Origin of the sequence: Burkholderia sp. Ac-20384, assembly GCF_017104605.1 — a bacterium.
Taxonomy (GTDB): Bacteria; Pseudomonadota; Gammaproteobacteria; order Burkholderiales; family Burkholderiaceae; genus Burkholderia; species Burkholderia lata.
The window spans coordinates 13,716-28,522 of the sequence record NZ_JAAGPE010000050.1 but is presented as its reverse complement, the minus strand read 5'-3'; the positions used below and the strand labels follow the sequence as shown (position 1 = coordinate 28,522).

The 14,807-nt window shown below is 66.0% G+C and carries 17 protein-coding genes; 6 read left to right on the top strand and 11 right to left on the bottom strand.

All coding sequences use genetic code 11. The features are described 5' to 3' along the window. Positions 1–189: 189 nt before the first annotated feature. Complete coding sequence (locus tag G3O00_RS12540) at positions 190–780, top strand: GNAT family N-acetyltransferase (RefSeq protein WP_041493400.1); 591 nt, start codon at positions 190–192, stop codon at positions 778–780. Positions 781–820: 40 nt separating this feature from the next. Here G3O00_RS12540 and tam read toward each other — a convergent pair whose 3' ends face one another. After that, the gene (tam, locus tag G3O00_RS12535; RefSeq protein WP_206143123.1) at positions 821–1,606 is read right to left on the bottom strand and encodes a trans-aconitate 2-methyltransferase; all 786 of its coding nucleotides are present in this window, start codon (positions 1,604–1,606) and stop codon (positions 821–823) included. Positions 1,607–1,743: 137 nt separating this feature from the next. On the opposite strand from tam, the gene G3O00_RS12530 reads away from it, so the two are divergent. The 3 genes from G3O00_RS12530 (at position 1,744) to G3O00_RS12520 (ending at position 4,745) form a co-directional block, all read left to right on the top strand. Next, complete coding sequence (locus tag G3O00_RS12530) at positions 1,744–2,634, top strand: LysR family transcriptional regulator (protein ID WP_011356397.1); 891 nt, start codon at positions 1,744–1,746, stop codon at positions 2,632–2,634. 147 nt (positions 2,635–2,781) lie between these two features. Beyond that, complete coding sequence (locus G3O00_RS12525; protein ID WP_206143122.1) at positions 2,782–4,065, top strand: cystathionine gamma-synthase family protein; 1,284 nt, start codon at positions 2,782–2,784, stop codon at positions 4,063–4,065. A 47-nt stretch (positions 4,066–4,112) separates the two neighbouring features. Then, positions 4,113–4,745 carry a hypothetical protein gene (locus G3O00_RS12520; protein ID WP_206143121.1) on the top strand — a complete coding sequence of 211 codons (633 nt, stop codon included), beginning with the start codon at positions 4,113–4,115 and terminating at the stop codon, positions 4,743–4,745. Between the two features lie 20 nt (positions 4,746–4,765). Here G3O00_RS12520 and G3O00_RS12515 read toward each other — a convergent pair whose 3' ends face one another. The 8 genes from G3O00_RS12515 to G3O00_RS12480 form a co-directional block, all read right to left on the bottom strand. Further along, the gene (locus tag G3O00_RS12515) at positions 4,766–5,200 is read right to left on the bottom strand and encodes a GNAT family N-acetyltransferase (RefSeq protein ID WP_206143120.1); all 435 of its coding nucleotides are present in this window, start codon (positions 5,198–5,200) and stop codon (positions 4,766–4,768) included. Positions 5,201–5,295: 95 nt separating this feature from the next. After that, entirely contained in the window at positions 5,296–6,165 is an 870-nt protein-coding gene (locus G3O00_RS12510) for a hypothetical protein (RefSeq protein WP_206143119.1), read from the bottom strand. Positions 6,166–6,314: 149 nt separating this feature from the next. After that, positions 6,315–7,154 carry an ABC transporter permease subunit gene (locus G3O00_RS12505; RefSeq protein ID WP_206143118.1) on the bottom strand — a complete coding sequence of 280 codons (840 nt, stop codon included), beginning with the start codon at positions 7,152–7,154 and terminating at the stop codon, positions 6,315–6,317. Further along, positions 7,151–8,137: an ABC transporter permease subunit gene (locus tag G3O00_RS12500; RefSeq protein ID WP_206143117.1), complete on the bottom strand. Its 987-nt coding sequence runs from the start codon at positions 8,135–8,137 to the stop codon at positions 7,151–7,153. The genes G3O00_RS12505 and G3O00_RS12500 overlap by 4 nt, the downstream gene beginning before the upstream one ends. 10 nt (positions 8,138–8,147) lie before the next feature. Beyond that, positions 8,148–9,269, bottom strand: coding sequence for a polyamine ABC transporter ATP-binding protein (potA, locus tag G3O00_RS12495; protein WP_241025103.1), 1,122 nt, complete (start codon positions 9,267–9,269; stop codon positions 8,148–8,150). Positions 9,270–9,776: 507 nt separating this feature from the next. Continuing rightward, positions 9,777–10,244, bottom strand: coding sequence for a nucleoside deaminase (locus G3O00_RS12490; protein WP_206143115.1), 468 nt, complete (start codon positions 10,242–10,244; stop codon positions 9,777–9,779). Between the two features lie 107 nt (positions 10,245–10,351). Continuing rightward, the gene (gene cynS / locus G3O00_RS12485) at positions 10,352–10,822 is read right to left on the bottom strand and encodes a cyanase (RefSeq protein WP_206143114.1); all 471 of its coding nucleotides are present in this window, start codon (positions 10,820–10,822) and stop codon (positions 10,352–10,354) included. A gap of 30 nt (positions 10,823–10,852) precedes the next feature. Then, a complete protein-coding gene (locus tag G3O00_RS12480; RefSeq protein WP_174932100.1) occupies positions 10,853–11,512 on the bottom strand; it encodes a carbonic anhydrase in 660 nt (219 codons plus the stop codon). A 113-nt stretch (positions 11,513–11,625) separates the two neighbouring features. Between G3O00_RS12480 and cynR the strand changes: the two genes are divergently transcribed. Both cynR and G3O00_RS12470 read left to right on the top strand, forming a co-directional pair. Continuing rightward, complete coding sequence (gene cynR, locus G3O00_RS12475) at positions 11,626–12,522, top strand: transcriptional regulator CynR (RefSeq protein ID WP_206143113.1); 897 nt, start codon at positions 11,626–11,628, stop codon at positions 12,520–12,522. Between the two features lie 85 nt (positions 12,523–12,607). Next, complete coding sequence (locus G3O00_RS12470) at positions 12,608–13,063, top strand: DUF3304 domain-containing protein (RefSeq protein WP_206143112.1); 456 nt, start codon at positions 12,608–12,610, stop codon at positions 13,061–13,063. Positions 13,064–13,123: 60 nt separating this feature from the next. Here G3O00_RS12470 and G3O00_RS12465 read toward each other — a convergent pair whose 3' ends face one another. Both G3O00_RS12465 and G3O00_RS12460 read right to left on the bottom strand, forming a co-directional pair. Next, the gene (locus G3O00_RS12465; protein WP_206143111.1) at positions 13,124–13,327 is read right to left on the bottom strand and encodes a hypothetical protein; all 204 of its coding nucleotides are present in this window, start codon (positions 13,325–13,327) and stop codon (positions 13,124–13,126) included. Positions 13,328–13,361: 34 nt separating this feature from the next. Then, the gene (locus G3O00_RS12460; protein ID WP_206143110.1) at positions 13,362–14,681 is read right to left on the bottom strand and encodes a DUF3422 domain-containing protein; all 1,320 of its coding nucleotides are present in this window, start codon (positions 14,679–14,681) and stop codon (positions 13,362–13,364) included. Positions 14,682–14,807: the final 126 nt, after the last annotated feature.

The following is a 14,807-nucleotide window of genomic DNA, read 5'->3' as shown; positions in this document are numbered from 1 at the left end:
TCCGGTCCATCGCTTGACCGCGTTTCACCGGCACGGACGCAGCGAGTCTGTGCCGGTCGCGGGCGCGGCGAATTGTGCAGGTGCAGAAAATCGAAGCAAGGACAATCGCGATGCAGCGCACATCAGGGCGCCTGACCGTCGCATCGCGGACACCACCACGCCATCCCGCAGAAAACAGGACACCGACACATGGACCGAACCGAGCACATCAGCATCGAACAGACGAGCGGACTGCCCGCCGACGAACTGGACCGATGCGACTTCTCGTTCGACATCGCCTGGGAATTGAACGCGCCGTATCAGGACTTGCTCGATCTCCGCGCGCTGCCGACGCGGCGCAAGCACTACGGCTTCGATCCGGCCGGCTGGGCGGACGAGGCGTCCGGCAAGACGGCGCTCTTTCGCGCGACGGCCGGCGGCCGGCTCGCCGGGTTCGTGGCCATCGGCCAGAGCTGGAACGGCATGGCCGAGATCGCGGAGCTGGCCGTCGACCGCCACTGCCGGCGGCAAGGCATCGGGCAGTTGCTGCTGGCGGCCGCCGAATCCTGGGCGCGCGGCCACGGGTTCGGTTTCATGCGGCTGGAAACGCAGTCGAACAATGTCGCCGCGTGCAGCACCTATGCGCGCGGGGGCTTCGTGCTGGGCGGGCACGATCGCCTGCTGTATGCGGACGACGAGAACGACGGTGAAGTGGCGCTGTTCTGGTACAAGGACCTGCGCGACGGGCAGACCGCGCGGATCCGCACGGTCGACCCGGAATCGATGCGGCCGGTGGGCTGATGCACGGCCGCCCGCGCTTCATGACCGAATCACTGCCGCTTTACGTCCGCGTCGCGACGATGAACAGGCGCGGGAACGGCAGCAGCACGGTGCCGTCGGCGAGTGCCGGATAACCACCCGGCCCCGCAATCGCCTCGCGATACCGCGAGAGAAACGCCGCGCGCTCGCCATCGTCGAGCGCCGCGAGGAACGGCCGCAGCGCACTGCCCTTGAACCATTCGACGACCGCGTCGGCGCCGCCGCGCAGCGGGTGGTAGTAAGTCGTGCGCCATACGTCCACGCGCGAGCACAACGGCGACAGCAGCGCGTGGTAGTAACGCGCATCGAACCGCTCGGTGCGCGCCGCCCCCTTCAGCTTGTCCGCCCACGGCCCGGCCGCGGCGACTTCGCGCATCAGCCGGTGCGCGGGTTCGTCGAGGTTGTCGGGCATCTGCACCGCGAGATGGCCGCCCGGCGCGAGCCGGCCGACGAGTGCCGGAAACAGCGTGTCGTGCGCGGGCACCCATTGCAGCACCGCATTCGCGAGAATCAGGTCGTAGCCGCCCGGATCGTCCCAGGTGGAAATGTCCACGACATCGAAACGCAGGTCCGGCAGGCGCTTGCGCGCGGCGTCGATCATGTCCGCCGATGCATCGATCCCGTGGACCGTTGCGTGCGGCGCACGTGCGATCAGCGTCTCCGTCGAATTGCCGGGCCCGCAGCCGATGTCGATCGCGGTATGGATCGGCGTGTTCGGCACGGCGGCCAGCAGATCGCGGATCGGCCGCGTGCGCTCGTCTTCGAATTGCACGTACTGGGCGGCGTATCGGTCGAGTGGGGTCGTCATGTCGTTTCTCCTGGTCGGCTTGGACGGCCTTGGCTTCTACGCGGAGGGGATGCCGACGGCCGTCGATGCCACGCATTCTGCGATCGTCACGGAGTTCAGTAAAATGAATTTAATATCGTGATTGATTCATATCTCTGATGAAAATCGATACGCTCGGTGTCCAGGCCTTCGTCGCAATCGCCGACGGCGGCAGCTTCCGGCAGGCAGCCGAAACGCTGCACGTCACGCAGACAGCCATCACGCAGCGGCTGCGCAAGCTCGAAACCTTTCTCGGCGTCGCACTCGTCGAGCGCACCACGCGCCGCACCACACTCACCGAAATCGGTCGGCGTTTCCTGCCGCAAGCGCGCCGGCTGCTGAACGAACTGTCCGACGCGCTCACCGAAATTCGCGAAACCGGCCTGAGCCAGCGCGGCGACGTCACGATCGCGTGCGTGCCGACGGTCGGCGTGCAATACCTGCCCCGCATCCTGCGCGCCTTCTCCGCGCACCGGCCGCACGATCGCGTGAAGATCCTCGATCACGCGTCGGCGTCGGTCCTGCAGGCCGTGCTGCATCGCGAGGCCGAGTTCGGCATCGGCATCGCCGGCGACCAGCATCCCGAACTGGTCAACGTGCCGCTGACGAGCGACCCGTACGTGCTGGTGTGCCGCGACGATCATCCGCTCGCGAAGCGGCGGCGCATTCGCTGGGCCGCGCTGCAGCCGCACCCGCTGATCTTCGCCGGCGAAGTGAGCGGCAATCGCGGGCTGCTCGACGGTGCGCTGAAGACGAGCGGCGTGTCGCTGCATTCGTTCTACGAGGTGCAGCGCAGCTCGACGGCGCTCGGGCTCGTCGCCGAAGGGCTCGGCGCGGCCGTGGTGCCGAAGCTCGCGATCCAGAAAAACGCGTATCCGATGATCCGCACGATCGAGCTCGTCGAGCCGGCCGTGTCGCGCACGCTCGTGCTCGTCACGCGCAAGAGCGCGCAACTGTCGCCGGCCGCCCGTGCGTTGTACGACATGATCGTCGAGCAGGCGACACCCTGACGATAGTGTCAGGGGGTGGGTCACGCAGCAGCGCCTTCGGGGTAGTATCGCCACACGCGGTCGCAACGGCCGGTGCCTACCCGGCGCCGCGCGCGTCATGCCGTCGCTGCAACGGCCGTTCCTCACCACCCCTGCACGGAGCACTGCATGGCCTATCGCAACTATCACAAGCGCAAGATTGCAGACCGGGAACTCCATCCCGAAACCCAGATGATGTCGTACGGCTACGATCCGTTCCTGTCGGAAGGATCGGTAAAGCCGCCCGTGTTCCTCACGTCGACGTTCGCGTTCCGCACGGCCGAAGACGGCGCCGAATTCTTCGACGTCGTGGCCGGACGCAAGCCGTCGCCCGAAGGCGAAGGCGCGGGCCTCGTCTACAGCCGTTTCAATCACCCGAACCTGGAGATCGTCGAGGATCGCCTCGCACTGCTTGACGATTCCGAAGCGGCCGCCGTGACGTCGAGCGGCATGTCGGCCATCGCCGCGATCCTGCTGACCTTTCTGCGGCCGGGCGACTGCGTCGTCCAGTCCGTGCCGCTGTATGGCGGCACCGAAACGCTGATCTCGAAGTTCCTGCCCGAGTGGGGCATCCGCTCCGAAGTGATTGCCGACGGGCTGTCCACCCACGCGATCCGCGCCGCGCTCGAAGCGGCCGCGCAAAAGGGCAACGTGCGGATGTGCTACATCGAGACGCCCGCCAACCCGACCAACGCGCTGTTCGACCTCGAAGGGCTGCGCAGCGAGATCGACGCGTTCGAGGCTCGCCACGGCTATCGTCCGCTGTCGGTCTGCGACAACACGCTGCTCGGGCCGCTGTACCAGAAGCCGTCGCGGCAAGGCATCGACCTGAGCGTGTACTCGCTGACGAAATACATCGGCGGGCATAGCGACCTCGTCGCCGGCGGTGTCACAGGCACCCGCGAGCTGATCACGAAGATCCGCTCGATCCGCAGCACGCTCGGCTCGCAGCTCGACCCGCATTCGTGCTGGATGATCACGCGCTCGATGGAAACGCTCGTGCTGCGCATGCAGCAGGCCGCTCGCAGCGGCAGCGCCGTCGCTCGCTGGCTCGCCGACAATCCGCATCGGCCGGTGCGCGTGCTGCACCCCGAGCTCATCGACGATCCGGCCTACCAGGCCGTCTATCAGCGCCAGTGCACCGGGCCCGGCTCGACGTTCGCGTTCATCCTCGACGGCGGCCGCGAGCAGGCGTTCAGGTTCATCAACCACCTGACGCTCTTCAAGTCGGCGGTCAGTCTCGGCGGCACGGAATCGCTGATCTGCCATCCGGCATCGACCACGCATTCGGGCGTGCCGGCCGACGCGCGTGCGGCGGCGGGCGTGTCGGAAGGGTTGATTCGCGTGTCGGTCGGGCTCGAACATCCGGACGACCTGATCGCCGACCTGTCGTACGCGCTGGAGCATTGCTGACCCGCGTGGCATGCGCCCCGTGGCGGTTCGCACGGGGCGGCGCCGGGATGCCGGCGTTCGAGCCGCGTAATCGTGCTTACCCAAGGATTCGCACCATGAACACCACGCGGCATCGATACCTGATCGGCAATCTGCAACACGCGCCGGACGTGACCATGACGATCGCGCACACGCTCGACAAGCCCGACCCCGCGTCCTACCGGTACTGCACCGGACGCGTGACCGTCGAGCTCGACTACCCGGAAACGTCGGGCGGATCGACCACCCAGGTCAGGAAATTCCCGTTCGACGGAAAATGGTTTCCGCTGGATCAGCGGTCGTTCGAGATGCACGTCGGCGACTTCATCCTGCCGCCGGAACTGTGCTGTCAGGGCATCGGCACGCTGTGCTGGTCGGAGATCCGTCGAACGCTTCCCCTTCCATCGAGCTGCCCGTTCTTTCTCAGCGGCGGCCTCAGCGACAAGGATGCAACGATCACCGGCAAGATCCTCGGAACGAAGCGGACGATCGACAACATCGCCCGCCGCGACGCATTCTGGCGCCGCATGCTCGATCCGGCCTCACCGCCGTTCATGTCCGACCAGAACGGCGAGGGGTCATTCAGAGGCCTGTTCGTCGATCCGGTCGCTCACCCCAGCTACGTGCCGAAGGCGATCGCGACAAAAATTCCGACCGCGTAAGGCGAGCCGGCCGAACCGGTTCACAGCACCTTCACCATGAACACGCGTGACGCGCCCTCCGGCTCGCACGGCACCTCGCCGAACGCTTCGTAGCCCTGCTTCCGGTAGAAATCCGGCGCCTGGAACGAGATCGTGTAGAGCACGGCACGCGCGCACCCGCGCCGTTTCGCTTCCGTTTCGGCCTCGCGCAGCAGCCGGCTGCCGAAGCCGCCGCCGCGCAGCGATTCGGGCAGGTAGAACAGATCAATGAAGAAGAGGCCGAGCGACGTGCGCCCGGTCAGGCCGCCCAGGATCTCGCCGGTCGCGGGATCGGTGACGTACACGTCGAGCGCGGCCGCGTCGGCGCGCCCCGTCATCGCGTGATTGAATTCGCCGAGCTTGCGGCTGATGAAGTCGTGGGCGGCCGGCTGCTCGGTGTCGGTGAGCCGGAGCGTAACGTCGGGAAGGGCTGTCATCGGGAGCACGCGTGCGTGAAAGGGCCGCCGGGTGGTTCGCAACCGCAGCGGGCATCGCACGACTATAGCGTGTCGCCCGCCGCATGGCGAACGCGCTACTCACGCGCGATATCGCGTGCCATGTGGAATTCCCACGTGTCAGTCATCCGCATCGGGAACCCGAATCCCGGTGCCGACGGCACCGTCGCGAATCGCGACGGCTGCGCCGCCTTGCAGGTGGCATCGTCGCCGTAGCCGACCAGCTCGGTCACGAGCGAGCCCGCATTCTTCAGCGATTCGTCGGCTGCTCCGTCAGCCATCGACGGCTCGAACCCGCTCTGCAGGTTCGCGCGCAGCACGACCCGTCCGATCGACGGCGCATACCACGACACTTCCTTGCTGTAGCCGGACACCGTGCATTCCGGCTGGTCGCAATGCATGTTCATGTCGCGCAGCGTCGCGTCGGTCGTACCGGGATCGCTCTTGGTCCACGACGTGGTGCGCACAATCACGAACGTGTCGTACGTGCCCGCGCCAACCTGCCGCTTCTCCGTACCGATCACCTCGCTCGACGCAACCGCCTTGTAGCGGTAATGCCATGCCCATCCCCGGCCGATGTTGGCGGTCACCGTTTCGTCGAAGCGGTCCTCCCACTGCTTGCCCTGCTTCAGCGGAAACACGAGCAGCCTGCGCTCACCGTGCCGCGCCGGATTCGGCGTCGTATAGGTCGCGATATCTTCGTCAATCTTCATCGGCGCGGTGGCCGGCCCGACGTCGTAGCTCGCGACGCCGTCATGCACGGCCTTGAGCGTCATCGGCGTCACACGGCCCTCGCCGACGCTGTAGCACCACGTCGTGCCGACGGCCGGCAGTGTGCGGGAATCGGCGGCCGGCGCGGCGGCGGCCCATTGCCCGTGACTCATCGCGACGACGGCGGCGGCGAAGCCGATCGCCGGCACCATTCTTCTTGACAGATGGCAGAGCATGTCAGGAACGCATGTCGTTGAATTGTCCGACATGATGCCAGCAAAGCGCGCGGTTCACGACTGCCCGGTTATCCCGCCCCGCAGACCAACGCAAACGGCGGGTCCGTCACGCGCCCGCCGTCTCTTTCGTCACGCCATCACACCCGCACTCACGCCATCGCGAACGCCGCCTTCATGTCGGCGATGCGGCGTCGTTCACGCGCGATCATCATCCGGTTCACGACGATCACGCCGATCGTCACGGCCGTGATGAACAGCGTCGCCAGTGCGTTCATCTCCGGGTTCAGCCCCAGCCGCACGCGCGAGAACACCACCAGCGGCAGCGTCGTCGAGCCCGGCCCGGACAGGAACGCCGACAGCACCAGGTCGTCGATCGACAGCGTGAACGACAGCAGCCACCCCGACAGCAGCGCCTGCGAGATCAGCGGCAGCGTCACCACGAAGAACACCTTCAGCGGCGTTGCACCGAGATCCAGCGCGGCCTCTTCCAGCGACTTGTTCATCTCCTTCACGCGCGACTGCACGATGATCGCCACGTACGACACGCACAGCATCACGTGACCGATCCAGATCGTCACCATCCCGCGCCCCTTCGGCCAGCCGAACATCTGCTCCAGCGCAACGAACAGCAACAGCAGCGAGATGCCCTGGATCACTTCCGGAATCACCAGCGGCGCGTTGATCATCCCGGTGTACAGCGTGAAGCCCTTGAAGCGGCCGAAGCGTGCGAGCACGAAACCGGCCCACGTGCCGATCACGACCGACGCGGTCGCGGTCAGGAGGCCGATCTTCAGCGACAGCCATGCGGCAGTGAGCAGCTCATCGTCGTCCAGCAGCGCCGAGTACCACTTCAGCGAGAAGCCCGACCACACCGTCACCAGCTTCGACTCGTTGAACGAGTACACGACCAGGCTGATGATCGGGATGTACAGGAACAGGAAGCCGAAGGCGAGGACGCCCGTCGACAGCGGTTTGCTCGGCTTGATCATTTCGCGTCCTCCAGTTCCTTGACCTGGTAGTACTGGAACAGCGCCATCGGCACCAGCAGCAGCATCACCATCGCGACCGTCACCGCGGACGCCATCGGCCAGTCCATGTTGTTGAAGAATTCATCCCACATCACGCGGCCGATCATCAGCGTGTCGGCGCCGCCGAGCAGTTCCGGAATCACGTACTCGCCGACCGCCGGGATGAACACCAGCAGGCTGCCGGCGATGATCCCGTTCTTCGACAGCGGCAGCGTGATCCGCGTGAACGCGACCCACGGCTTCGCACCGAGGTCGTACGCGGCTTCGAGCAGCGTGAGGTCCATCTTCACGAGGTGCGCGTACAGCGGCATCACCATGAACGGCAGGTACGAATAGACCATCCCGATGTAGACGCCCGCGTCGCTGTGGTAGAGCCGCAGCGGCGTGTGGATGATGCCGAGCGCGATCAGCGTGTGGTTCAGCAGGCCGTCGTCCTTCAGGATGCCGATCCATGCGTACACGCGAATCAGGAACGACGTCCAGAACGGCAGCATCACGGCCATCATCAGCACGTTGCGGCGGTTCGGTTCCGAGCGTGCGATGTAGTACGCCATCGGGTACCCGATCAGCAGACACAGCACCGTCGATACGGCGGCCATCTTCAGCGAGCTGAGGTAGGTCGCGATGTACAGGTCGTCCTGCAGCAGGAACGCGTAGTGCGACAGCTGCAGCGCGAAGTGCACGACACCGTCCTTGAACTCGACGAGCGACGTGTACGGCGGGATGCCCATCACCTGGTCGGCGAAGCTGATCTTCAGCACCAGCACGAACGGCAGCGCGAAGAACACGGCGAGCCACACGAACGGCACGCCGATCGCGACGCTGCGGCCCGACGGCAGGAAGCGCTGCAGCATCGAGAAGCGGCCCGGGCGGGTGCGACCGGCGCCGGCGCTCGCGGCGCCGGTCGGCACCGGCGCGGACGGATTGGAGGCGGAGGTTCTCATCGTGGCGTCCTCACTGCGTCAGCACGACGCCGCTGGCCGGCGACCACGACACGAACACGTCGTCGTTCCACGCCGGTGCGTTGTCGGTCATCAGGTGCGAGCTCGACAGGTTCGACACCACCGTCTTGCCGCTCGGCAGGCGCACGTGATACAGCGAGTAGCTGCCCATGTACGCGATGTCGGTCACGACGCCGCGTGCCCAGTTGTGTTTCGAGCCCGGTTTCTCGCGCGACACGTGAATGCGTTCCGGGCGCACCGAGATGCCGACCGGCATCCCGAGCGGGCCCGTGATGCCGTGGCTCACGTACATGCGTGCTTCGAGGTCGTCGCTTTCGACGAAGATGTGATCGGGTTCATCCTCGACGACGCGGCCTTCGAACAGGTTCGTCGAGCCAATGAATTCGGCCGAGAAGCGGCTGTTCGGGAATTCGTAGACTTCGCCCGGTGCGCCGATCTGCACGATCTTGCCTTCGCTCATCACCGCGAGGCGGCTCGCCATCGTCATCGCCTCTTCCTGATCGTGCGTGACCATCACGCAGGTCACGTCGACCTTCTCGATGATGTTCACGAGTTCGAGCTGGGTTTTCTGGCGGATCTTCTTGTCGAGCGCGGACATCGGCTCGTCGAGCAGCAGGAGCTTCGGCCGCTTGACCAGCGAGCGGGCCAGCGCGACGCGCTGCTGCTGGCCGCCGGAGAGCTGGTGCGGCTTGCGCTGCGCGTACTTGCTCATCTGCACGAGCGCGAGCGCATCGGCCACGCGCTCCTTGATCTCGTTCTTCGGCGTGCCTTCCTGCTTCAGGCCGAATGCGACGTTCGATTCGACCGACATGTGCGGGAACAGCGCGTAAGACTGGAACATCATGTTCACCGGGCGGCGGTACGGCGGCAGCGACGCGAGATCTTCGCCATCGACGAAGATCTTGCCGGAGGTGGCCGTCTCGAGCCCGGCGAGCATGCGCAGCAACGTCGACTTGCCGCAGCCGGAGCTGCCGAGCAGCGCGAAGAGTTCGTTCTTCGCGATCGTCAGGTTCACGTTGTCGACGGCGGTGCTGTCACCGAATTTCTTCACGACGTTTTCGATGCGCACGAACGTGTCGTTCGGCTTGAGCATGTCCGTCGCCGGTCGATGCATCGCATCAGGTGTACTGAATGAATCCCGTTTCATGATGGTCCGTTTTAAGCAGTAAGCGAATCTCAGGCGTCAGGCGCGACCGGTCGGGCAGTGGGCGGTCGCGCGGTGCTGGCGGAGAGGGATCGAGCGATTCCTCGTCCGGAACGAATGGCGCAATGAAACAGGTCGGGTTGAACGCACGGCGATCGGTGGCCATCAGTGGCGACCGACCGGGGGCGTCGCGCTGGCTGTCATGAAGATTTCATCGGTTTTCATCGGGCTTTCCGCACGTTTCTGTCGTCTCCAGTGCGAATTTTTAAACCCGTCAAAAACCTTTTGGATCGCGGATTTCCGTTCCGGACATTGAACGGGATCGATGTTTGGAGAGACGGGAAAACGGGGGCACGAGCCGGCCCGTGCAGCAGCGCGGGCGCCCGGCGGCACGGGCGCCGCCGGGTGAAACGGAGGGTGGGGAAAACGAGCAGCCGGGCGGCTGCCACGCGCGGCCGGTGCGCCGCGCGGATCACGTCACTTCGCGTTCAATTCCTTCCAGCGCCGGTAAACGTTGATCGCATCGTCGTGTTTCTGCTGCACCATCGGCAACCGGCGTTCGTCGATCGGCTTCGCATATTCGGCATAGAACGTGTCGAGCTCGAAATACTTGCGGTCGTCGCGGTAGAACGGCGCGTAGTCCTCGCGCGTCGTGATGTAGATCACGCGCTTCGGGCTGCAGTAGTACAGCGAGCCGAGACACATCGGGCACGGGCTCGCGAGAATGTAGATCTCGCAGTCGGTCAGGTGCTCGGTGCCGAGCTTGCGGCACGCATCGCGCACCGCAAGAATCTCGGCATGCGCGGTCGGGTCGCTCGTCTGCGCGACGAGGTTCGGGCTTTCCGCGACGATCTCGCCGTCGCGGACGATCACCGTCGCGAACGGGCGGCCGCCCTCTTCCACGTTCTTCATCGCAAGATCGATCGTGCGCTTCACAAAATCCATGGCTGCGTCCTCGTTGAAACGGAATGGCGGGAACGTGCGCCGGCCGGCGGCCGACGCACGTCGGGCGGAAACCTGCGCGGCACCGCTGTCGCGGCGCCGCACCGGCGTCAGAACGGCTTGGTCGGCAGGTACTTGCCGTCGAGCGTGATCACCGCGCGCGAACCGCCTTCGGGATCGTCGACCTTCTTCACGTCGAGCCGGAAATTGATCGCGCTGATGATGCCGTCGCCGAACTTCTCGTGAACGAGCGCCTTCAGCGTCGTGCCGTACACCTGCAGCATTTCGTAGAAGCGGTAAATGGTCGGATCGGTCGGTACGCGATCGTCGATGCTGCCGCGCAGCGGGATCGACTGCAGCAGCAGCACTGCGTCGTCGTCGAGGCCGAGCTTGTCGGCGACGTTGCGCGCAGCGTCCGCCGGCAGCGCATGCTGGCCAAGCAGTGCGGCCGTCACGAACGCTTCGCTCAGGCCCGTGCCTTCGGTGAGCTGCGCGAACGACAGGTTCTTGCGCGCCTTTGCGAGCACGACGGTCTCGGCAAGCGCGTGACGGGCGGTCTGACTGTGCTGGGACTGGATCATGGCAATTCCTCGTGGTGGGGTAGGAGCGATTCAGGCCGCGACGGGGAGCGTCGCGGGCGTGGCGCGGACCGCGGGATGGTCCGCCAGGGACACGAACCGGCCGGTCGCGCCGTCGTAGGCGTCGATGCAACCCGATTCGATGTCGTAAACCCAGCCGTGCAGCGCGAGCCGCCCTTCTTCGAGCGCGAGGCGCACGGCAGGATGCGTCTTCAGGTTCGCCAGTTGCGCGACGACGTTCTCGCGCACCATCGAGTCGATCCGCTCGCGTTCGCTGCGATGCGGGCGTGCCTCGTTCACGACGCGCGCCGAATCGGCGTAGCGCAGCCAGTGGCCGACGGCCGGCATGTGGTCCATGCACTGGCACGTGGCGATCGCGGTCATCGCGCCGCAATCGGAATGGCCGCAGATCACGACGTCGGTCACGCGCAGTGCAGCCACCGCGTATTCGACCGACGCCGACACGCCGCCCGGCTCGGGGCCGTACGACGGCACGATGTTGCCGGCGTTGCGGATCACGAACAGGTCGCCTGGTTCGCGCTGCGTGACGAGTTCCGGCACGAGCCGGCTGTCCGAGCACGAGATGAACAGCGCCCGCGGGTTCTGGCTGCGCGCGAGGTCGCGGAACAGCGCGGCGCGTTCCGGATAGGCGTCGCGCTGGAACTTCAGGAAGCCTTCGATGATGTCCTTCATCGCGTGTTCTCCGATGTGGGTGAAATCGATGAAGGGCAGGTTACGCCGGACTTCCAATAACGTAAAAGACTGATTTATGATCTGCCCGATAAGCAGGACTTATAGGAACCGCCATGCTGCTGCGCCATATCCACTACTTCCTCGCCGTCGCCGAGCACCGCAGCTTCACGCGCGCGGCCGCCGCGCTGCATGTGTCGCAGCCCGCGCTGTCCCAGCAGATCCGCCAGCTCGAGGAGACGCTCGGCGCGCAACTGTTCGACCGCACCGGGCGCGTGACGCGGCTGACCGACGCCGGCGACGTGTATTTCCGCTATGCGCGGCAGGCGCTTCACGATCTCGCGGAAGGCCGGCGCGCGATTCACGACGTGCAGGATTTGAGCCGCGGCTCGCTGCGGATCGCGGTCACGCCGACCTTCACGAGCTATCTCGTCGGGCCGCTCGTCGAGGCGTTTCACGGTCGCTATCCGGATGTGACGCTGTCGGTGCGCGAGATGTCGCAGGAACGCATCGAGGCGCTGCTCGTCGACGACGAGCTCGACGTCGGCATCGCGTTCGAGGACGTGCAGACAGCGGATATCGAAGCGCAAACGCTGCTGGTCGAAACGCTCGCGCTTGTCGTGAATCGCGAGCATGCGTTCGCCGGCAAGCGCAAGGCCGGCCTGCGCGCGCTGCACGATGCGCCGCTCGTGCTGCTCACGGCCGAGTTCGCGACACGCGTGCAGATCGACCGCTATTTCCGCGAGCACGACGTGCGGCCGCGCGTATTGATGGAAGCGAATTCGCTGGGGGCGGTGATCGAGATCGTGCGCCGCACGAACCTCGCGACGCTGCTGCCCGCGACGATCGCAACCGGGCACGACGATCTCGTCGCCATCGCGCTCGATCCGGCCGTCCTGCGGCGCACGGCCGTGCTGCTGCAGCGCAAGGGCGCGTACCGGAGCGCAGCCGCGCGCGCATTCGTCGAACTGGCGCTGGCGCAGCAGGCGGGGCCTGTCAGGCACGCGCGATGACCCGCGCCACCGGGGCGCGCGTCACGCGCCCGGGCACCGCCAGCCACCGCTCGTCGCAAGCGAACCGACTCACGGGAACAACACCATGTCGAACCTGATACGCCGCATGATGCTCAACCCGCTTGCCATCGCAGCGCTGCTGGTGGGCGCAGCCTGGTGGGTCCACGCACAGACGCGCGCCGACGGCCCATATCGGGTCGTGGGATTCAACTACACCGATCGTGGCGTCTACAGCTTCGTGGTCGATGGCTTCGGCGCCGGCAGCGTGCACGCGCGCCAGTTTGGCGGCGGGGGCGGCACCGTGTGCTGCATGAGCGTGCCGCGCGGCAAGAAAGCCTGGCACGTGAAGATCACATACGATCTGACGCCCGAAGAAGACGCCCGGAACCAGGCGCCTGAAGTCGTCGAAACCGATGTCGCCGTGCCGGCATTGCCGAACCGGCACGACGGCTATATCGAGTTTCATTTCCTGGCCGGCCGCAAGATCGAGGCTCGATGGGTCGCATACCCGACGATGCCGCGCATGCGCGCCGACGGTTGATCGGGCAGCGGCAGCGTGCGGACGCCACGCGGCCGGGCAGGATACGTGTGCGGTGTTGCGTCAGTTGTACCCGAGAATCGCCACCGACGCGACGTCCGGCCGGTCGATCGTATTCCCGACGAGCGACGTCATCGGCTCCTGCAGCACGGCCTGATACGAGGTCACGCGCGACTCTTCCGGCGCACCGGCCTCAGCCATTGCCGGTTCGTCGAACGCGGCATCGAACTCGCTGTGAAAACCCGCTTGTGTCTGCGAAAAAGTCATCTCCATTCCTTTCATTGATTGTGTTTTCGATGTTCTAACCGACCTGCTTCAACGCCGCCGCAGGCACCGGTGAGCCGTCATGCACGGCCTCCGATCGCGCCAGCTGCGCGCGCGTGCGCCGCGTGATGTGAATCACCGCGAACACGACCGGCGCGATCAGCAGGCCTTCCGCCAGCTCGGGATCGACCGGCAGGTTCATCACGTGCAACGCCTTGAACGCCGCCGTCGCGAGCGACAGCACGTAGTACGAAATGGCCGCTACCGACAGCCCTTCGACCGCGTGCTGCAAGTGAAGCTGATTACGCGCGGTGCGCTCCATGCCCGCCAGCAGGCGCGTCACGTCCTTTTCCTGCGCGAGGTTCACGCGTGTGCGCAGCAGGTCGACCGCCCGCGCGATCCGCGCGGCGATCTGCTCGTGGCGCGCCCATACGCTGCGGCAGGTTTCCATCGCCGGTGCAAAGCGGCGCTCCATGAATTCGGCGATCGTCGGCATCCCTTCGATGCGCTCCTCGCGCAGCTCGTGGATGCGTGCCAGCACGAGCTTTTCGTACGCACGCGACGCGCTGAAACGCGCGCCCGATCCCGACAGCGCTTCGACCCGCACCGCGAGATGCGTGAGCTTGACGAGCAGCGCGGTGTCGTCGCCGTCGGCTCCGCTTGCATCCATCCGCTGCATCAGCGCATGCAGCGCCGCGTGGATCTCGTCGAGCTCGCGGCTCATCCGGCGCGCGACGGGCAGCGCGAGCAGCGCCATCATCCGGTAGGTTTCGATTTCATACAGGCGCTGCAGCAGCCGGCCGCCCTGCTCCTCGCGGAAATCCTCGTCGATCACGAGAAAGCGCATGAAGCCGTCGTCTCGCACATGCCAGTCGCAGAACACCTTGCCGCCACCGAGCACGTTGCTGCCGACGAGCGCGGGGCCGTCGATCCAGCGGCGCAGGTCGCCGCACACGAGCCGCGCGGCGTCGCCCGACAGCAGTTCCATCCGCACCGCAACGAAGCGGATGCCGGCGAGCCGCGCGAACCACGCGGCCGGAATGCCTTCGATCGCGAGATCGTCGAAATAGCCGGTGTCGCGACGCGGCGCGACGAACGTGAAGGTCGAGAATTCGGTGTGGCGCTCCCACTTCAGGTGCCAGCCGCTCGGCGACTGCACCGCGTAGTGCGTCGCGCCTTCGTGCGGTGCGGCGATGCCGGTATCGCGGCACAGCGCGTGCAGCAGCGTTTCGTGGATGTCGGGCTGGCCGTCCGCGTAGATCGCGTAATGCGTGAGCGACACGGCTTCGGCGAGCCGCAGGAACGGCCGCGCATGCAATTCCGCGGCCAGTGCGGCGCGCAACGGATGGTCCATCATCGAGTCACCACGCTTTCCTGTTCAGTGCTGCACGCCGGTTCGACCGGCCCGAACGCCGCGCCACCCTCGGGTGAAACGTCAGCGTGATCGCACTATGGCAGACACACAGCAACAATAAAAACGCAT